This window comes from Rhizobium sp. CB2179, from assembly GCF_057653455.1.
Window position 1 is genome coordinate 4,864,229 of sequence record NZ_CM172781.1, and the last position, 19,096, is coordinate 4,883,324.

The following is a 19,096-nucleotide window of genomic DNA, read 5'->3' on the forward strand; positions in this document are numbered from 1 at the left end:
GGGGGTTGTTTCATGGCCTGGAAGCTAATGCTTGCAAGTGCGGTCGCCATGGCCGCGCGCTCGGTGCCGTATGCTGCCGTGGCGAAGCCGGCCGGAAAATCCTTCGTCGCGCATGCGAGCGGTCTGCTGCCGCTTAAATCCACGCCGATCAATCCGGACTGGGTTATCAGCGGCAATCCGCAGGCCCGCACGGCCGAACATTCGCGCGGCCATGACGAGGCATCGCTGACGGCGATCTGGGATTGCACGGCGGGCGAATTCCGCTGGCGTTTCGGCTGGGACGAGACAGTGATGATCCTCGAAGGCGAGGTTCATATCACCGCCGAGGACGGCACGGAACGAACCCTGCGTGCCGGCGACGTCGCCTTTTTCGCCGGCGGAACCTGGGCAAGCTGGCGGGTCGACAATTACGTCCGCAAGGTCGCCTTCCTGCGCAAGCCCTTCCCGAAGCCCTTGGCGATCGCCTACCGCCTCCGCAACATGCTGCGCAACAGCGGCAACCAGGGCATCGCCGCCTGACGATCGATCTCGATGTTCGGGCCTATGCGCTAATCGGGCTGAGGCGGGGCGGTTGTTTCGCCCTTCAAGATCTCGCAGCCGAATAGGATCGGATTGTCGAGGTCAGGCGCGGTTTGTTTGTTCAACAGAACGGCCACCGCCGCTGCGGCTATGTCTTGAATCGGCTGTTTCACTGTCGTCAGGCGTGGCGTTGTCATGCTTGCGAGCGGGATGCCGTCGAAGCCGAGGATCGAAAGGGCTGCAGGTATCGGAATTCCCAGATCATGCGCTGCCCGCATGCAGCCGATGGCCTGCTGGTCCGAACTTGCAAAGATCGCCGTCGGCCGCTCGTTGCGCGCACGGGCCAGAAGATAATTTCCCGCGGCACGGCCGCTTTCATAGTCGAAAGCCGCCTCGGCGATCAGCGGTGGGCCCGCCATTCGCTTGCTGTCGTCCGCTTGCTCGATCGCATCGAGATAGCCCCTGAGGCGATCGTTGGCGGGGACGGAGTGGCCGGGCCCCGAGATGAAGCCGATGCGGCGATGACCGAGCTGCAAAAGATGCTCGACGCCAAGGCGAACGCCATTGCGGTGATCGGCGGCAATACCGGAATATCCTGGCATGAGACGGTCGACGACGACGATCGGCAATCCCTTCGGCAGCTTGAGTGTATGGAAATCATTGCTGGGAACCAGCATGATGCCGTCGACCTTTCGGCTTGTCAGCTGTTTGATGCGGTCAGCCTCCTTGGCCGCATGATCAAACGACGTCATGACGATGATATTATAGCCGTGATTTGCCGCCGCCTGTTCCGCCGATTGGACAAGCTCCGCGAAGAACGGATTGGTCAGATCCGGAATGACGATGCCGATGAGCCGGCTGACCTTGCCGCGCATGCTTCGCGCCGACGGGTCGGGCGTATAGCCGAGGTCTTTGATGATCGCTGTGACGCGCGCCCGCAATTCCTTCGTCACGGAGGGATGATCATTCAAAACCCGCGAAACGGTCCCGGTGGAAACTTCCGCAAGCTTGGCAACCTCTCGAATCCCGACCTTTGACATAACGGAAACAGTGGCCCTTTCTCTGCGCCTTCGGAAGACACCGAAGAGCGCCTGATCGAAGCTTCCAGCTAATGGTCTTTGCGGCCCTCGTCAAAGGGCTGCATCTCAATTTTGACCGCCAGTCTCCATAGCACGAGCGTGGGCCAATGCTCAATGGAAACGGTTCATTACATGCGCACCGATACAGGCCAAACCTGGGAGTCAAAGCTGACGTTTGGCTCCATTTCGGCAGCTTGACAATTTCTAAGGGCGTGCTACCCAGATGCCGTTGGAAACGGTTCATTGCCGCCGGCAACTCAGGTGGAGCTGAGCCCAGGGCCGTTCGGGAGGAAAAAATGTCCAATTTTATGAAGCGTGAATCCGTCTTGATCAATGCGCCGCGCCGTGCGGCATTGAAGCTTGGACTTGCCGGCACCTTAGTGCTTGCGCTGTCCTGTGGCGTGTCGCCCGCCTTTGCGGCCGGGAAGCCGAAGGTCGGCCTGATCATGAAATCCTTGTCCAATGAGTTCTTCAAGCAGATGAAGGCCGGCGCCGACAAATATGCGGCCGAGAACAAGGACAAGTTCGACTTCAAGGCGGTCGGCATGAAGGATGAGCGTGATTTCGCTTCCCAGGTCGATGCCGTCGAAAACTTCGTCACGCAGAAATACGATATCATCGTTGTTGCGCCGGCCGATTCAAAGGCCATGGCAACCCCGCTGGCAAAGGCAGTCAAGGCCGGCGTCAAGGTCATCAACATCGACGTGCCGCTCGATGCCGATGCGAAGAAGAAAGCCGGTATCGATCTCGCTTTCTTCGGGCCTGACAATAGGGGCGGGGCGACGCTTGCGGGCGACGCGCTTGCCAAGGATCTGGGACCCGGCGCCAAGGTCGTCATCCTCGAGGGTAACCCCGAGGCCGACAATGCCAAGGAGCGCAAGGAAGGCTTCATGGACTCCGTCAAGTCTGGCAAGCTTGAGCTTCTCGACAGCAAGACGGCCCATTGGGAGACGGAAGAAGCCAATACCGTCATGACGAATTTCCTGACGAAATATAAGGATATTCAGGGCGTTATGGCAGCCAACGACTCGATGGCTCTCGGCGTTGTCAAGGCGCTCGATGCGGCCGGCCAGAGTGGCAAGATCAAGGTTGTCGGCTTCGATAACATTCCGCCGGTTCAGCCGCTGATCAAGGATGGCAAGATGCTTGCCACTGTCGAACAGTATGGCGCGCAGATGGCGGTCCTCGGCATCCAGTATGGCATGCGTGAACTTGCCGGCGAGACATTCACCGGCTGGGTCAAGACCGACATCAAGCTGGTCACCGCAGCGGATCTCAAATAGTCGGGATCGCCCGCATCGCGCGTCTGACAAGACGCGCAGCACTGTACAGGAAGCGTCGGCTGCGGCCGGCGCTCACCGCTACCAACCGATTGACGCGTTGATCGCTTCAGGTGAGGCTCGTTTCCGAGTTCCTGGGATGCGTGCTGCGTGGAGTTCGAACAAAGCGTGCATGAGGTCGCCATGTCAGACGCAGCAAATGACGACATTTTGAGGCTGGAAGGGATCGGCAAGCGCTTCCCGGGCGTCGTAGCGCTCAAGGATGTCTCTATGCGGATCGGCCGCGGCAAGGGGCACGTTCTTCTCGGCGAGAACGGTGCTGGAAAATCGACCCTGATCAACCTGCTCGGCGGTGTCTTCAGGCCGGATGACGGTCACATTCTATTCGACGGCAAGCAATACCATCCGGCCTCGCCGTTGGAGGCGTTCAAGGCGGGCATCCGGGTCATTCACCAGGAGCTGCATCCGCTTTCCAACCTGACGGTGGCGGAAAACCTGTTGTTCGAGCATCTGCCGCGCCGCTACGGCCTGGTGAACTACAAGGAAATGAACAGCAGAGCAGCGGAACTCCTGGAAGAGGTCGGCCTCGACGTCGCCCCGACGACACTGGCGAGCCGCCTCAGCGTCGCGCAGCTTCAACTGGTCGAGATCGCCAAGGCGCTATGTTATGAAAGCAAGCTTCTCGTTCTCGACGAACCGACGGCAACCCTGACCTCCAAGGAGGTCGATCGCCTCTTCGAGATTCTCAAGCGGCTGAAGCGGCGTGGCGTGACCACGCTCTACATCTCGCACAGGCTGGAGGAGATCTTTGACGTCGGCGACGATGTGACGGTGCTGCGCGACGGCCAGCATGTGATCACGCGTCCGCTGTCCGGACTTGCTATTCCTGACATCGTCGAACTCATGGTCGGGCGCAAGCTTTCGGATCATGGCATTTTTCGCAGCGACAGCACCGTGTCCGGCGAGGCGCTCGGCGTGTCCGGCCTGAAGGTGACGCGCAATAGCCCGGAACTGTCATTTTCCGTGGCAAAGGGGGAAATCGTCGGCATTGCCGGTCTTGTCGGCAGTGGCCGGACGGAGGCGGTTCGCGCCATATTCGGCGCCGATGCCAAAGCGGCCGGCGAAATTCGGGTGAATGGCGATCCGGTTGAGATCCATTCGCCGAAGGATGCCGTTGCTGCCGGCCTCTGCCTGGCAACCGAAGACCGCAAGACGCAGGGCTTGATGCTCGATATGAGCTGCGCTGAAAATGCCACCATAACCGATCTCGCCAAGATCTCCCGCAACGGTTTGATCATGCGAAGGGCGCAGGACGATCATTCGCAGCGCCTCGTGCGCGAACTGCGCATCAAGACCCCGTCGATCCATCAGGCGGTCAGAACCTTTTCCGGCGGCAACCAGCAAAAGGTCGTCATTGCAAAATGGCTGTTCCGCGGCCCTAAAGTTCTGATTTTCGATGAGCCGACCCGTGGAATCGACGTCGGTGCAAAGGCCGAGATTTACGAGCTTCTGTGGAAGTTTGCGGCCGAAGGAAAAGGCGTTCTGGTCGTATCGTCGGATCTGCCGGAACTCATCGGCATTTGCCATCGCATCATCGTCTTCTCCGACGGCAAGATATCGGGCGAAATAGTTCGGGAACAATTTGACGAGAGCAGGATCCTTTCGCTCGCCTACAAGGAGTACAGCCGTGTCCGCCAACATTGAAAAACAGACCGAGGCGAAAGAGGTGAGCGTCTGGGACAAGCTTGTCCGGATCTCGCTGAAGGAGGCGGGCGTCGCCATTGCCCTCATTCTGATCCTGGCGTTTTTCTCGGCGACGGCGCCCTATTTCGCAACGCCGGAGAACTTCCTGAAGATCTTCGTGCAGATTGCCATCAACACCGTGCTTGCTGCCGGCATGACCTTCGTCATCCTCGTTGGCGGCATCGATCTCTCGGTCGGGTCGCTGCTTGCCCTTTGCACCGTGATCGGTGCGACGATCATGATCAATCCGGCGTTTTCGCCATGGCAGGCGATTGTCCTCGCATGTCTTGCGTCGATGGGCACGGGTGCCATCCTTGGCGCCGTCAACGGCTGGATTTGCGAGAAGTGGAAGCTTCCCTCATTCATCGTCACCCTTGGCATGCTGAACGTCGCCAGCGGCCTGGCGCGCGTGGTCAGCGACAATTCCACCATCACCGGCCTGCCTCAGCCTTTCGTCGATTTCGGCAACCTGATCTTCTGGGGCATATTTCCGTCGATCTTTCTGATTGCGATCGTCGTCGTCCTCATCGGCTGGTTCGTGCTGCGCTACACTGTCTTCGGGCGCTTCGTCTTCGCGATCGGCACCAATGAAGAGGCTGTCCGGCTGTCGGGGCATGAGCCGAAACGGTACAAGATTGCGGTCTTCACGATCTCAGGGCTGACCGCCGGCATTGCGGCCATGGTCTATCTGCTCCGTCTCAATGTCGGCAGCCCGGTCGCGGGCATCGGCTATGAGTTGAATGCCATCGCCGCCGTCATTATCGGCGGCACCAGCCTTTCGGGCGGCAAAGGCTCGATTGTCGGCACGCTGGTCGGCGCCTGCATTCTTCAGGTGCTGTCGACGGGATTGCAGCTCTTGGGCGCCGACGACAATATCAAGCCGATCGTCATCGGCGCCGTCATCGTGCTCGCCGTCATTCTCGATAGCTATCGCGGCCGGCTGATGCGGAAACTCGAAACGCGGTGAAAAGCAATTCCAGCAAATGTGTGCAGCGGTTTTGCGTCCGGAATTGCGCAAAAACAAAAATGCTCCGGGGCCGGAAGGCCTTGATTGCCCGTTGCGTTTGATATCTGGCCGACCTACATCTGTCCGGCATTCAGCGAGGGATGGAAATGGCCAAGATCACCAATGTAGCGGTCCAGATGGACCATGTCGCAGGCATTAATATCGCAGGTGATTCCACCTTCGCCATGAGCCTGGAAGCCCAGGCGCGCGGCTACAAGCTCTTCCATTATACCCCCGACCGCCTGAGCTTCCGTGACGGCAAGCTCTATGCCAGCGTCGAGCCGATGGTGCTGCGCGACGTCAAGGGCGATCACTACGAGCTTGGCGCGCCGGAGCGCGTCGATCTCGCGACCATGGATGTCGTGCTGCTGCGCCAGGACCCGCCCTTCGACATGGCCTATATCACCTCGACGCATCTGCTCGAGCGCATCCATCCGAAGACGCTCGTCGTCAACGATCCCGCCTGGGTGCGCAATTCGCCGGAGAAGATCTTCGTCACCGAATTCTCCGACCTGATGCCGAAGACGCTGATCACCAAGGATGCCGCCGAGATCCGCCGTTTCCGCGACGAGATGGGCGATATCATCCTGAAGCCGCTTTACGGCAATGGCGGCGCCGGCGTCTTCCATTCGACCCGCGACGACCGCAATCTCTCCTCGCTGCTGGAAATGTTCGGCCAGCTTTTCCGCGAGCCCTTCATCGCCCAGCAATATCTGCCCGACGTGCGCAAGGGTGACAAACGCATCATCCTGGTCGACGGCGAATTCGCCGGCGCCATCAACCGCGTGCCGGCCGAGCACGACAGCCGCTCCAACATGCATGTCGGCGGCCGCGCCGAGGCGACCAAGCTGACGGTGCGTGAACAGGAAATCTGCGCCCGCATCGGCCCGGCGCTGCGGGAGCGCGGCTTCCTGCTCGTCGGCATCGATGTGATCGGTGATTACATGACCGAGATCAACGTCACCTCTCCCACCGGCATCCGCGAGGTGAAGAAGTTCGGCGGCGCCGATATCGCAAGCCTGCTTTGGGATGCGATCGAGCGCAAGCGCGCCTGAGCCAGCCGCCCATGACCGTTCTGGTCCCGCGACCGTGCACAACCAAGGTCACAGCGGATGCCTGACTACGTTCTTTGATTGTTCTTGTTTTATTCCGACTTCCATGCCAGATTGCAACCGCTGGCCTTAATGCATGTCGCCCAAAAGTGTGCAGCGGTTTTGGGAACACGACATGCATCGAATAAAGGCAGCAGGGCGGTATGGTAGAGTTTGCGGGACAAGGGATGGGCTTATGGTCGCGCGTGTCAGTACGGTGGCATTTCAGGGCATTGAGGGCGTGCCGGTCGAGGTCCAGGTCATGGTCGCGCCCGGAAAGGTCGGGATGCAGATCGTCGGCCTGCCTGACAAGGCGGTTGCCGAAAGCCGCGAGCGCGTACAGGCGGCCCTCCACGCCTCCGGCCTGGCGCTGCCGGCGAAGCGCGTGACGGTCAATCTGGCGCCTGCTGACCTGCCGAAAGAGGGCTCGCATTTCGACCTGCCGATCGCCCTTGCCCTGATGGCCGCCCTCGGCGCCATTCCCGCCGATGCGCTGTCGGATTTTGTCGTCGTCGGCGAGCTCAATCTCGATGGAACGATCGCCGCCATATCAGGCGCGCTGCCGGCCGCGATCGGCGCCAATGCGCTCGGCAAGGGGCTGATCTGCCCGGCCGAAAGCGGTGCCGAAGCCGCCTGGGCGGGCGCCGAGGTCGATATTCTCGCACCCCGCAGCCTGATCGCCCTTGCCAATCATTTCCGCGGCACGCAGGTGCTCTCTCGGCCGGAGGCGTCGATCCGCGCCAATGCTGCAAACCTGCCTGACCTTGCTGAGATCAAGGGCCAGGAAAGCGCCAAGCGGGCGCTCGAGGTCGCGGCCGCCGGCGGCCATAATCTCCTGATGGTCGGTCCTCCAGGCTCCGGCAAGTCGATGCTGGCGGCCAGGCTGCCGTCGATCCTGCCGCCGCTTTCGGCCGCCGAGCTGCTGGAGGTGTCGATGGTCCAGTCGATCGCCGGCCAGCTGTCCGGCGGCAAGCTTTCCGATCGTCGGCCCTTCCGCACCCCGCATCATTCCGCCACCATGGCGGCCCTCGTCGGCGGCGGCCTGCGCGCCCGTCCGGGCGAAGCCTCGCTTGCCCATCACGGCGTGCTCTTTCTCGACGAGTTTCCCGAATTCACGCCGCAGGCGCTCGATGCGTTGCGCCAACCGCTCGAAGGCGGCGAATGCGTCATTGCGCGCGCCAATCACCGCGTCTCCTATCCGGCCAAATTCCAGCTGATCGCGGCGATGAACCCCTGCCGCTGCGGCATGGCGGGAGAGCCCGGCCATAGCTGCGCCCGCGGCCCGCGCTGCATGAGCGATTACCAGGCCCGCATCTCCGGCCCGTTGATGGATCGCATCGATATCCGCATCGATGTGCCGGCCGTCTCCGCTGCCGATCTCATCCGGCCGATGGCGGCCGAAACCAGCGCCGACGTCGCCCGCCGCGTCGCCCGCGCCCGCGAGATCCAGCAGGAGCGCTTCGAAAGCACCGGCGCAAAGGGCATCGGCACCAATGCCCGCTGCTCCACCGCGATGATCGAGAAACTGGCCGAGCCCGATGCCCCTGGCCTGCAGCTGCTGCGCGATGCCGCCGAAAAGATGAAATTCTCCGCCCGCGGTTACCACCGCGTCCTGAAGGTCGCCCGCACGCTGGCCGATCTCGACGGCAAGCCCACGGTCGGCCGCATCCATCTCGCTGAGGCGATCTCCTACAGGATCGCGGGTGAGAGGTTGACGGCGGCGGCGTAGGGCCGAAGCACCCGACAATTTGTTGTAAAACCTCGTCCCTTGCTCGTCGTCATCCTCGGCCTCGTGCCGAGGATCTGCTGCATATCAACCGGCTACAGATGCTCGGGACAAGCCCGAGCATGACGGAAGAGACGTTGGCCGGCTTTGTCAGCAGTCTGACGGGGCGCCGAAGCGCCCCGATACTCTGTGAAGATGATAGCCGGGAAAGTCCTGGCCCAAAGCCAGTCTCAGCTCCCCAGCCCCTCAAACAGCGCCGTCGACAGATAACGCTCGGCAAAGGAGGGGATGATGATGACGATGTTCTTGCCGGCGTTCTCGGGACGGACGCCGACCTTGATTGCGGCCGTCAGTGCCGCACCCGAGGAGATGCCGACCGGCACGCCTTCGAGCCGGGCGACGAGGCGCGCCTGTTCGAAGGCTTCGTCGTTGGACACGGTGACGACCTCGTCATAGATGCCGGTATCGAGGATCTTCGGGGCGAAGCCGGCGCCGATGCCCTGGATCTTATGCGGGCCGGGGTTGCCGCCGGAGAGGATCGGCGAATCGGCCGGTTCGACGGCGATGATCTGGATCTCGGGCTTGCGGCTCTTCAGCACCTGTCCGACGCCGGTGATCGTGCCGCCGGTGCCGATGCCGGAGACGACGATATCGACCGTGCCGTCGGTATCGTTCCAGATTTCCTCGGCCGTCGTCTTGCGGTGGATCTCGGGATTATCAGGGTTTTCGAACTGCTGCGGAATGACGGCATCGGGAAGCGAGGACGCCAGTTCCTCGGCCTTGGCGATGGCGCCCTTCATGCCCTTTGGTCCCTCTGTCAGCACCAGCTCGGCGCCGAGCAGCGCCAGCATCTTGCGGCGCTCGACGGACATCGTCTCCGGCATGGTGAGGATCAGCCGATAACCTTTGGCGGCGGCGGCAAAGGCGAGCGCGATGCCGGTGTTGCCGGAGGTCGGCTCGATCAGCACCGTCTTGCCGGGGGTGATCTTGCCTTGCGCCTCGAGGCCTTCGATCATCGCGACGCCGATGCGGTCCTTCACGGAGGCGATCGGGTTGAAGAATTCGAGCTTGCCGATCAGGTTCGCCACGACGCCTTTTTCCCGCGCCAGCTTGTCGAAGCGCACGAGCGGCGTGTCGCCGATGGTCTCGGTGATCGAGGAATAGATGCGGCCGCGGCCGGGCTTGTGCGACATGGGTGCTCTCCCTTTGAAATCCTGCTCCTGAAATCGAGGGGAGAATAGGGTCAAAGGCCCGTCTAGGCCAGACCGCGTTCGACCTGGAGGAGCGATCAGGAGAGAAAAAAACCTTTGAAAACCGTTTCTTGCCGAATGTTTATTTCAGGCCGCCCGCGTGGCGATGAAGGCTGCGGTGCCGGCGAGGATGCCTGATGCAACCCGGTTCAGCGCCTGCAAGGCCCGCGGCTGCTTCAGCATCGTGCGGGCCCGCGAGGCAAGCAGCATATAGGGCACGAGCACGACGATCAGCACCACGAAGGTGGCGGCAAGCAGGAGCGCATAGTCTCGCAGGCCGATATTGCCGATATCGATCAGCGTCGGCACCAGGGCGACATAGAAGAGCATCGTCTTCGGATTGCCGAGCGTCACCAGCAGGCCGGAGAGGAAGGACATGCCGATATTGGTGGATTTCCGCGCCGCGATATCCTGCGGTAGCAGCCCCGCCGTCCAGAGTTTCCAGGCGATGTAGCCGAGATAGAGGACGCCGGCGATCTTGATTGTTATGAACACCTCGGTGAAGGTTTGCGCCACGAAGGCAAGGCCGAGAATGACCGCTGTCAGATAGGCCATGTCGCCGAGCACCAGGCCGAGACCCATGAAGAAGGTCTCGCGGAAATTCGAGCCGAGCGCGCGCGCGACGATTGCGGTAATCCCGGGTCCGGGAATGGCCGCGGCGATGAACAGCGCTCCGGCATAGGTGATCAGGACGGTGAGGCTCATCTTCTTAACCCTCAGGGCTTCCGCCGCCCATCTATAGGCAAGTGCCGCTTCCTCATCAATGCTTTGACGCTGATCGGTCCATAACCATAAGGAATAGGTCTGCTGGACCATGATCCACTTGGAAAGCGACCCGGCCTTGCTATTTCTCTCTCTGCAAATGCGCGTTCAGCGCGGCCCGCCGCGGTTGTCCCGGCCGGTGGCGCTAGAGATTTTCATCACCAAGGAGAGATTAAATGTCCCATACGCCAGCCGAAACCCGCAGGCTTTCGCCACTCAAGACGCCGTCCAGCTTGTCGACCAACGCCACTACCGATATTTCGGCGGCACTGACCGCGCTGCTCGCCGATGTCTTTACCCTTTATGTGAAGACCAAGAATTTCCATTGGCACATGTCCGGCCCGCATTTTCGCGACTATCATCTGCTGCTCGACGAACAGGCGGAACAGATCTTCGCGATGACCGACGACATTGCCGAGCGTGCCCGCAAGATCGGCGGCACGACGCTGCGCTCCATCGGCCAGATCGCTCGTCAGCAGCGCCTTTTGGACAATGACGCGGATTTCGTCACGCCCGAGGACATGTTGTCGGAACTGCGCGAGGATAACGTTCAGCTCGTTTCGCTGCTGCGCGAGGTGCATGGCCTTTGCGACGAGCATAATGATGTCGCAACCGCCAGCCTGATCGAGAACTGGATCGACGAGGGCGAGCGCCGCACCTGGTTCCTGTTCGAAACAACGCGCCCGCAGAGGTAATGTCGGCAACCGGGCGTCTCAGCCATCCCGATCGGGACGCCCGGTTCTTAGCTCTCCAGCGCCCGCGGCCGCAGCCACCGCGGCGTCCAGCCGAGATTCATGCCGGCGGCGGCAAGGAGAATGATCGCCGCGCCTGCGATCTGCATCGGCTGCAGCGCGTGGCCGAAGGCGAGCCGATCGACGAGGATCGCGGCGATCGGATAGATGAAGGACAGAGCGCCTGTGAGATGCGTCGGCAGCCTCTGGATCGCGCCGTAGAGCAGCACATACATCAGCCCGGTATGGACGACGCCGACGGTCACCAGGATCGCCCAGGACCCAACATCCCCCGGCGGGTGGGAAAAATCCGTCATCGGCGCCAACATCAGCATGCCGGTTGCGACCTGGATGAGCGCGATCAGATGCGGCGGCGTGCCCTTCAGCCATTTCGCGGCAAGGGCTGCGAGCGCGTAGAAGAAGGCAGCCCCCAGCGCCATCAGAATGCCGAGGCCGTAGCCGTCGAACGCAGCGCCGCCCGCACCGGGTTTTGCCTGGACGATCGCCACCATGCCGGCGAAGGCGAGCGCCAGCCAGAACAGCTTGGTCGCGGTGATCTTCTCGCCGAGAAAGAGCGCGCCGAGCACGAGCAGCATGAAAGGCTGGGTGTTATAGACAGTCGTCGCGATCGAGATCGTCGCATGCGAGTAGGAGGCAAACAGCAGTAGCCAGTTCAAGACGATGGCGACGCCGCCGAAAATGGCGATGCCGAAGGCGCGCAGCGTGATGATGCCGGGCCGCAGCAGCCCGAGAGCGCCGCAGATGACCAGCAAAGTGAGCGCGCCGAACAGGCAGCGCCCGAAGACCACGCCGCTGACCGGTTGTCCCGACATGACGACGAACCAGCCGATCGTCCCCGAGATCAGCATCGCTGCCGTCATTTCCGCCGTGCCTCTTCTGATGTCGCTGCCCATGATTGCCTCCATTTCGATAGCATAAGAATATTGCGACGAGAGGCGATTTTATATAATGATAAGAAGGAAAATGACCGAAATTGCCTAATCATAAGAGGAGAATGACTCGCCGTGGCTAATGATGTGCAATCGCTCGACGAAATCGATCAGGCCATTCTGGAGGCGCTGGCCGGCAATGCGCGGATCTCGCTGAAGGAACTGGCGCAGCAGGTCGGCCTGTCTTCGCCCAGTGCCGCCGAGCGTCTGCGCCGGCTGGAGGAGCGCGGCGTCATCAAGGCCTTCACCATCGATCTCGATCCCGCCGCCGTCGGTTATCCCCTGCAGGCGATCGTGCGCGTGCGTCCGCTGCCAGGGCAGCTGCACATCGTCGAGCGGATCATCCAGGAAATTCCCGAAATCATCGAATGCGACAAGGTGACGGGTGATGATTGTTTTATCGCTCGCCTGGTCATCCGCTCGATGGCCGACCTCGACGGCATTCTCGACCGGGTTGCCGAAAGGGCGGAGACCAACACCGCGATGATCAAAGCCTCGCCCGTCAAGCGCCGCCTGCCGCCGCTTTCCCGCCGGAAATAGGGGGATCTAGAATTCCGCCATCGGCGACAGCATCGCCGGAAAATCCGGGGTGGCATGGCCTAGCCCGCGCAGCATCAGCCTCGTGCCGCTTTCCAACGGTTGCGGGACACCCTCCCAGCCGAGCTTGTCGGGACGGAACAGCACCTCGACGGAGGCGGGGGCGATCTCCAGTCCGGCGAGGATCGCAGCAAGCGGCGGTATCTCAGCCGCCACGACGTCGAGGAGGCTGAAGCGGCCCGCCTCGTCGATCTTCCAGGCGATGGCCGCCTGCCGCTCTGCCAGGAAACTGATGCGGACATCCGGATCGAGCTGGGTGTTGATCAGAAACATCGCCGCATTGACCGTGACCGCCAGCGAGGTCGAAACCGGGCTTCGTGCCTTCAGCAGCGATTGCAGCAGGGCAAGATCATCTGCGTTTGTCGGCAAAAGCGGCCGGGCCGGTGCGGCTGGTGTCGAAGGGGCGGGCGCCGCTCCCTCATATCGGTGCAGCGGTATCGCGTGGAAACCGTAGGCTTCGTAGAGCGACGGCTTGTCGGTATAGAGGATGACGGCTTCAAAACCTTGCTGCTCGCACCAGTCGAGCGCTTTCACCGTGACGTCGCGATAGAGCCCGCGGCCGCGCCATGGCGGCCGCACCGCACCCGATTGCATCCCGGCGGCATGGACAATCCTGCAGTTGAGGACGAAGGGCAGCGCAAAGGCTGAAATATTGGCCGCAAGCTCACCTTCGGCATCAAACCAGCCGAAGGGCATGCTCGTAGGGTCAGGTCCGCCGAGCTGTTGCAGCGGTCCGATATCGATGCCGAAAATATCCCTGAGCAGACAGACCAGCGCCGCCCAGCCGGCGGGATCACCGAAATAATCCTGCCGGAAGGTCAGGCCAGCGCTGTCGAGGCGCTCTGTCATCAGACGCCGGTGGAGCCGAAGCCGCCTGCGCCGCGCATCGTATCGCTGGCTGCGGTGATCTCCGCCACCCGCGCCTGGGTTACCGGCGCGATCACCATCTGGGCGATGCGCATGCCGCGCGAAATGACAAAGGCTTCCTCGCCGAGATTGACAAGCAGCACCTTCACTTCGCCGCGATAGTCGCTGTCGACGGTGCCTGGTGAATTCAGGCAGGTGATGCCGTTTTTGAAGGCCAGGCCGGAGCGCGGCCGCACCTGTCCCTCGAATCCTTCGGGGATCTCGAAGATGAAGCCGGTCGGCACCAGCGCCCGCTTGCCGGGCAGAAGCGTCAGCGGTGCTGCCTCGTCGACGGCGGCGCGCAGGTCCATGCCGGCCGCTCCCTTGCTTTCATAGGTGGGCAGGTCAAGGCCTTCGCCATTGGCTAAGCGGATGAGGTTCAGCGTCGGGCGCGTATCGTGATGAATGGTCATGGCCCATTACTTTGCGCCCGAGGGCCTCAGGTCAATTGCATTGCCGGGCTTTAATCGCTAGATACGCGGCAATTCCACAGGATTCACAAGCATGGCCGAAAGTCTCGCCGAGGCGGTCTCCCGCCGCCGCACATTCGCTATTATCGCCCACCCGGACGCGGGTAAGACGACGCTCACCGAAAAGCTGCTGCTGTTCGGCGGCGCCATTCAGCTTGCCGGCGAAGTCAAGGCGAAGAAGGATCGCATGCAGACGCGCTCCGACTGGATGAAGATCGAGCGCGAACGCGGCATCTCCGTCGTCACCTCGGTGATGACCTTCGAATATAACGATAATGTCTTCAACATCCTCGACACGCCGGGTCACGAAGACTTCGCCGACGACACCTATCGCACGCTGACGGCTGTCGATGCCGCCGTCATGGTCATCGATGCCGCCAAGGGTATCGAGCCGCGCACGCTGAAGCTCTTCGAAGTCTGCCGCATGCGCGATATCCCGATCATCACCTTCATCAACAAGATGGACCGCGAAAGCCGCGATCCCTTCGAGATCCTCGATGAGGTGGAAGAGAAGCTGGCGCTGGATACGGCGCCGATCACCTGGCCGATCGGCCGCTCGAAGACCTTCTGCGGCTCGTACAATATCGCCGCCAACACGGTGCGCGGTTCGGATACCGAAATCGAGGGAACGCCGGTCAACGGTCCGCAAAGCGTGGCCGGCAGGCTGCCGGAAAACGAGCGCCAGGTCTTCGTCGAGGAGACCGAGCTCGCGATCGAGGCCTGCCGTCCGTTCGACCGCCAGGCCTTCCTCGAAGGCCATATGACGCCGGTTTTCTTCGGCTCGGCGCTGCGCAATTACGGCGTTCGCGACCTCATCAACGCGCTCGGCGATTTTGCGCCGCCACCGCGGGACCAGGTCGCCGATACCAGGATCGTGCACGCGACCGACGACAAGATGACGGCCTTCGTCTTCAAGATCCAGGCCAACATGGACCCCAACCACCGCGACCGCATCGCCTTTGCCCGCATCTGCTCCGGCAAGCTCGAGCGCGGCATGAAGGCAAGGCTTGCCCGCACCGGCAAGCAGCTCGGCCTGACGGCGCCGCAATTCTTCTTCGCCTCGCAGCGCCAGCTCGCCGACACCGCCTATGCCGGCGACGTCGTCGGCATTCCCAACCACGGGACGCTCCGGATCGGCGATACGCTGACCGAAGGTGAATCGCTGGTCTTCCAAGGCGTGCCGAACTTCTCGCCGGAGATCCTGCGGCGCGTGCGCCTGGAAGACGCGATGAAGGCGAAGAAGCTCAAGGAAGCCCTGCAGCAGATGGCCGAAGAAGGCGTCGTCCAGCTGTTTTCGCCGGAAGACGGCTCGCCGGCGATCGTCGGCGTCGTCGGTGCCCTGCAGCTCGACGTCCTGAAGGAGCGGCTGATGGCCGAATACGGCCTGCCGGTCTCCTTCGAAATGTCGCGTTTTTCCGTCTGCCGCTGGATCTCGGCCGATCAGCCGGCCGATCTGGAAAAATTCCTCACCGTCAAGCGCGGCGATATCGCCCGCGATCTCGACGGCGACCCGGTCTTCCTCGCCCAGGATGGTTTCTCGCTGCGCTACGAGTCAGAGCGCCATCCGGCGATCAAGATGGTCGCCATCAAGGAATATCACGCCGCCAAGGCGGCGTGATCATCATCCCGCAAGCCGCTCGGCCAGGAAGTCGACGACGGCGCGCACCGCCGGCAGCTGGCCACGCCGGTGCGGCATCAGGATCGTCGTCTCGATGCTGCCGGCCGTCCATTCCGGCAGCACCCGCACCAGCCGCCCGTCTGCCAGCGCCTTGCGGCAGACGGATGTCGGCAGGCAGGTAATGCCGAGCCCCGACATGGCCATTTCCATCAAGACATAGGGCTCATCCGCCGCCATGACGGAATGCAGCATGACGAGAGCCTCGTCGCCGCCCGAATAAAGCCGCCACTGGTCCTCCGTCAGGCTGGTCATGATCGTCGCATGTTGTGCCAGCTCCTCCGGCCGGCGCGGTTCGCCATGGGCACTCACATAATCCGGCGAGGCGAGGATGAAGAAGGGATGGCTGGCGAGCTTCCGCTGCACCAGCGCCGAATCCGGCAGCGGCCCACGGTGGCTGCGCAGCGCGATGTCGAAGCCTTCCTGGACGATATCGACGAAACGGTCCGTCACATGCACGGAGAGCCGGAGCTTCGGATAGCGCGCCGCCAGCGCCGGCAGATGCTCCGTCAAGGTAAACTGCGCCGTCGGCACCGAGGCGGTCAGGCGAACGCTGCCGGCGGGTTCGGCCAGATGCCGCCGCACGATGCCCTCGGCCATCTCCGCCTCGATGATCGAGGCCTGGGCATGCTGAAAGAATTCCCGGCCGAGCTCGGTCAGCGCGAAGCTTCGCGACGTGCGCTGGATCAGCCGCACGCCAAGCCGTGCCTCCAGTTCTGCAACCCGCTTGCTCACTGTCGATTTCGGAATGCCGAGATGCCTTGCGGCGGCGGTAAAGCTGCCGCTGTCGACGGCCTGCACGAAAAGATGCAGGTCGTTGAGGTTGAAAAGCGCCATCGCCAGCTTCCAGATATGTGGACATTGCGATGCATTTATAGACTCTACCGCAAGATCGTCCACATCCTCACATTGATCGTGTCCAAACGGGTTCAATTCTGAAAGGAATGATTGATGTCACCCATATTGTTTTACGGCGTGCCGGAAGGCTGCTCCTTCGGCTCGATCGTCGCGCTGGAATGGTCCGGCCTGCCTTATCGGCTCTGCCGCGTCGAGATGCCGGAAATAGTCTCCAGCGAAGAATACAAGCGGATCAACATGGTCGGCGAAACGCCGTCGCTGCTGCTCGAAGATGGCAGGACGATCAGCGAAAGCATGGCGATCCTCCACCATATCGGCGCCGGCACGATTGGCAAAGGTCTGGGTTTTGTGCAGGGGTCGGCGGATTTCGATCGCCTGAACCAGATGCTCTCCTTTCTCAACACCACCTTCTTCAAGGCCTTCGGCCCGCTCTGGTATGCGATCGAGCATCCAATGGAGCCGGAAGAGAAACAGGTCCTCACCGCCTATGGAATCGCGGCGGTCGAAAAGGCGCATCATACGCTGGAGCGTCTGCTCGAAGGTCGCGAATGGCTTCTCGGCAATGGGCCGAGCCTGGCGGATGCCTATTTCGTCGGCATCGCCCGCTGGAACGACTTTCACCAGGTCGTCGACCGCCGGCAGTTTCCCGGCCTGCATCGCCTGTATGAGCGCATGCAGCAGGAACCGGCCGTGCGTTTTGCCCATGCGATCGAGCATCGGCAGGAGGCGAAAAGCAGCGGCGGTTTCCGCGGCGAGGTCGATCTGGCCGAGGCACTCGGCCTATTGAGACAGGCGGCCTGATCGCCGCAGCCGTCGCACCTTTGCGGTGCGACGGCCGATCTGCCGTCAGCCGGCGGCGACGATCTCGATCTCGACGAGCCAGTCGTCGCGCAGCGTTTCGACGATGATCGCCGTGGTCGGCACGGCGCGGCCGCCAAGCGCCCGAACACGGGCATTCTGGTTCGCCTCCATAAAGGCGCCGTCGCTGAGATAGCTCGTCAGTCGCACGATATTGTCCACCGTCATATCAGCGGACGTGAGGATGGCGCGCAGATTGGACCAGATGAGCTCCAACTGGCCTTCCAGATCGGCCGCGGCCATTCCCTGTTGATCGAGACCCATCGTACCGCTGACGAAGAGCAGCCGGGACGATTGCCTGACCTCCAGCGCATGGATGTAATCAGGGCTGGCCGCATAGATCCCGTTTGCTGGATTGTGCGCGATCATCTCCATGAGATTTCTCCTCCTCCGAATATCCTATTGAAGAATGCCAGTATCGGCGATTATTCTTCGGCAGAAAGCGGAGTTTGCGGAATGGCGAAAAATACAGACGATCTTCGGCAGGGACGCAGGCAGCAGCCGGTCATCGATGCCTTCGACCGAAGAATATTAGCCGCGCTCGCCGCCGACAGCAGCCAGAGTTATGCCAGGCTTGGTGAAGCGGTCGGCCTGTCGGCGCCGGCCGTGCATGAGCGGGTGCGCCGCCTGAGACAATCCGGCGCCATCAAGGGCGTGCATGCCGCGCTGGATGGCGCAGCGCTCGGCAAACCGCTGCTTGCCTTCGTACATGTGGAGGCGGCCGGTTGGGGCAAGAGCGAGCGGCTGATGCAGGTGCTGCAGTTTCCCGAGGTCGAGGAGATGCATTCGGTCGCCGGCGACGCCAGCGTTCTCTTCAAGGTCCGCACCACCAGCCCGCAGGCCTTGGAGGCTTTTCTCGCCCAGATCCATGCCGTTCCCGGCGTCACCGGCACCCGCAGCTATATCGCCCTTTCCACTTATCTGGAGCGTCCGGTCCAGGCCGGCTTCACCGACAACTGGCCGGATATGCCCCCGCCGGAATAGACTCGTGGCAAGCGTTATCGACGAGATGTTCCATGAAATATAACGCCATGGCATAGTCCCGGCCGATTTTGCGGTTTGAATGAGGAAAAGCCATGGTCCGTGAAAATGAAATCCGCGACAACGAAGTGGCGATCGAGCCGCCGGAGCCGACGGATGCAGGCCTCGTTTTCATCGGCCGCATCGCCACGCCGTGGACGTCACGGCCGGAAACGCCGCGTCAAGGCCGTCATGATGGCCCGCTTTGCCGGATCGAGATCTTTGAGCCCTGGGTGCCGGCACTACAGGGCGTCGAGGCTTTCGAGCGGCTGGAAGTTCTCTACTGGCTCGATCGGTCTCGCCGCGACTTGCTCCTGCAAAGCCCGGCGCGGACCGGCAAGACCCACGGGACCTTTTCGCTTCGCTCGCCGGTCCGGCCCAATCCGATCGGCACCTCGATCGTCCGGCTCGAAGCCGTCGAAGGCGCGGTTCTGCTTGTGCGCGGTCTCGATTGTCTCGACGGTACGCCGCTTCTCGACCTGAAGCCGGACCGCACGCTCTTTACGCCGATCGCACCGCCGCAGCCGGGTGATTTTGAGACCGGCTGACGACTGGCCGATGATCGTCAGTCGACC

Annotated in this window: 20 protein-coding genes; 12 read left to right on the plus strand and 8 right to left on the minus strand. The window is 62.0% G+C overall.

Features of this window, described 5'->3' with window-relative positions:
- The first annotated feature begins 12 nt into the window (after positions 1-12).
- On the plus strand, positions 13-519 hold the full coding sequence (locus AC244Q_RS23835; RefSeq protein WP_017995784.1) for a cupin domain-containing protein: 507 nt from the start codon (positions 13-15) through the stop codon (positions 517-519).
- A 29-nt stretch (positions 520-548) separates the two neighbouring features.
- Here AC244Q_RS23835 and AC244Q_RS23840 read toward each other — a convergent pair whose 3' ends face one another.
- Positions 549-1,559: a LacI family DNA-binding transcriptional regulator gene (locus tag AC244Q_RS23840; RefSeq protein ID WP_113546516.1), complete on the minus strand. Its 1,011-nt coding sequence runs from the start codon at positions 1,557-1,559 to the stop codon at positions 549-551.
- A gap of 335 nt (positions 1,560-1,894) precedes the next feature.
- On the opposite strand from AC244Q_RS23840, the gene AC244Q_RS23845 reads away from it, so the two are divergent.
- From AC244Q_RS23845 to AC244Q_RS23865, 5 genes are all read left to right on the plus strand, one after another.
- Positions 1,895-2,881: a sugar ABC transporter substrate-binding protein gene (locus AC244Q_RS23845; RefSeq protein ID WP_018070004.1), complete on the plus strand. Its 987-nt coding sequence runs from the start codon at positions 1,895-1,897 to the stop codon at positions 2,879-2,881.
- Positions 2,882-3,061: 180 nt separating this feature from the next.
- Positions 3,062-4,582, plus strand: coding sequence for a sugar ABC transporter ATP-binding protein (locus AC244Q_RS23850; RefSeq protein ID WP_020487055.1), 1,521 nt, complete (start codon positions 3,062-3,064; stop codon positions 4,580-4,582).
- Positions 4,566-5,588, plus strand: coding sequence for an ABC transporter permease (locus AC244Q_RS23855; protein WP_003555988.1), 1,023 nt, complete (start codon positions 4,566-4,568; stop codon positions 5,586-5,588). The genes AC244Q_RS23850 and AC244Q_RS23855 overlap by 17 nt, the downstream gene beginning before the upstream one ends.
- Positions 5,589-5,734: 146 nt before the next feature.
- Positions 5,735-6,682, plus strand: a complete 948-nt coding sequence (gene gshB, locus AC244Q_RS23860; protein WP_113546515.1) for a glutathione synthase — start codon at positions 5,735-5,737, stop codon at positions 6,680-6,682.
- A 232-nt stretch (positions 6,683-6,914) separates the two neighbouring features.
- Entirely contained in the window at positions 6,915-8,447 is a 1,533-nt protein-coding gene (locus AC244Q_RS23865) for a YifB family Mg chelatase-like AAA ATPase (protein ID WP_113546514.1), read from the plus strand.
- A gap of 227 nt (positions 8,448-8,674) precedes the next feature.
- On the opposite strand, the gene cysK is transcribed toward AC244Q_RS23865, so the two are convergent.
- Both cysK and AC244Q_RS23875 read right to left on the minus strand, forming a co-directional pair.
- Positions 8,675-9,637 carry a cysteine synthase A gene (gene cysK, locus AC244Q_RS23870; protein ID WP_113546513.1) on the minus strand — a complete coding sequence of 321 codons (963 nt, stop codon included), beginning with the start codon at positions 9,635-9,637 and terminating at the stop codon, positions 8,675-8,677.
- Positions 9,638-9,781: 144 nt separating this feature from the next.
- Entirely contained in the window at positions 9,782-10,399 is a 618-nt protein-coding gene (locus AC244Q_RS23875; RefSeq protein ID WP_128408004.1) for a LysE family translocator, read from the minus strand.
- 233 nt (positions 10,400-10,632) lie between these two features.
- On the opposite strand from AC244Q_RS23875, the gene AC244Q_RS23880 reads away from it, so the two are divergent.
- Positions 10,633-11,151: a Dps family protein gene (locus AC244Q_RS23880; RefSeq protein ID WP_003544754.1), complete on the plus strand. Its 519-nt coding sequence runs from the start codon at positions 10,633-10,635 to the stop codon at positions 11,149-11,151.
- A 47-nt stretch (positions 11,152-11,198) separates the two neighbouring features.
- Here the strand turns inward: AC244Q_RS23880 and AC244Q_RS23885 are convergent, their stop codons facing one another.
- A complete protein-coding gene (locus AC244Q_RS23885; RefSeq protein WP_206641132.1) occupies positions 11,199-12,113 on the minus strand; it encodes a DMT family transporter in 915 nt (304 codons plus the stop codon).
- Positions 12,114-12,212: 99 nt separating this feature from the next.
- Here AC244Q_RS23885 and AC244Q_RS23890 point away from each other — a divergent pair, with 99 nt between their 5' ends.
- Complete coding sequence (locus AC244Q_RS23890) at positions 12,213-12,677, plus strand: Lrp/AsnC family transcriptional regulator (protein ID WP_012759850.1); 465 nt, start codon at positions 12,213-12,215, stop codon at positions 12,675-12,677.
- A 6-nt stretch (positions 12,678-12,683) separates the two neighbouring features.
- Here the strand turns inward: AC244Q_RS23890 and AC244Q_RS23895 are convergent, their stop codons facing one another.
- Positions 12,684-13,583: a GNAT family N-acetyltransferase gene (locus AC244Q_RS23895; RefSeq protein WP_113546511.1), complete on the minus strand. Its 900-nt coding sequence runs from the start codon at positions 13,581-13,583 to the stop codon at positions 12,684-12,686.
- Positions 13,583-14,053 (minus strand): dUTP diphosphatase, encoded by a 471-nt coding sequence (gene dut, locus AC244Q_RS23900; protein WP_113546510.1) that lies wholly within the window; start codon positions 14,051-14,053, stop codon positions 13,583-13,585. The genes AC244Q_RS23895 and dut overlap by 1 nt, the downstream gene beginning before the upstream one ends.
- 91 nt (positions 14,054-14,144) lie before the next feature.
- On the opposite strand from dut, the gene AC244Q_RS23905 reads away from it, so the two are divergent.
- Positions 14,145-15,728 (plus strand): peptide chain release factor 3, encoded by a 1,584-nt coding sequence (locus tag AC244Q_RS23905; protein WP_003555999.1) that lies wholly within the window; start codon positions 14,145-14,147, stop codon positions 15,726-15,728.
- Positions 15,729-15,731: 3 nt separating this feature from the next.
- Here the strand turns inward: AC244Q_RS23905 and AC244Q_RS23910 are convergent, their stop codons facing one another.
- The gene (locus tag AC244Q_RS23910; protein WP_128408003.1) at positions 15,732-16,622 is read right to left on the minus strand and encodes a LysR substrate-binding domain-containing protein; all 891 of its coding nucleotides are present in this window, start codon (positions 16,620-16,622) and stop codon (positions 15,732-15,734) included.
- A gap of 114 nt (positions 16,623-16,736) precedes the next feature.
- On the opposite strand from AC244Q_RS23910, the gene AC244Q_RS23915 reads away from it, so the two are divergent.
- Complete coding sequence (locus tag AC244Q_RS23915) at positions 16,737-17,444, plus strand: glutathione S-transferase family protein (protein WP_128408002.1); 708 nt, start codon at positions 16,737-16,739, stop codon at positions 17,442-17,444.
- Between the two features lie 45 nt (positions 17,445-17,489).
- Here AC244Q_RS23915 and AC244Q_RS23920 read toward each other — a convergent pair whose 3' ends face one another.
- Complete coding sequence (locus AC244Q_RS23920) at positions 17,490-17,876, minus strand: RidA family protein (protein ID WP_128408001.1); 387 nt, start codon at positions 17,874-17,876, stop codon at positions 17,490-17,492.
- 27 nt (positions 17,877-17,903) lie between these two features.
- Between AC244Q_RS23920 and AC244Q_RS23925 the strand changes: the two genes are divergently transcribed.
- Positions 17,904-18,485 (plus strand): Lrp/AsnC family transcriptional regulator, encoded by a 582-nt coding sequence (locus tag AC244Q_RS23925; RefSeq protein WP_128408000.1) that lies wholly within the window; start codon positions 17,904-17,906, stop codon positions 18,483-18,485.
- 92 nt (positions 18,486-18,577) lie between these two features.
- Positions 18,578-19,069, plus strand: a complete 492-nt coding sequence (gene tsaA, locus AC244Q_RS23930; RefSeq protein WP_128407999.1) for a tRNA (N6-threonylcarbamoyladenosine(37)-N6)-methyltransferase TrmO — start codon at positions 18,578-18,580, stop codon at positions 19,067-19,069.
- Positions 19,070-19,096: the final 27 nt, after the last annotated feature.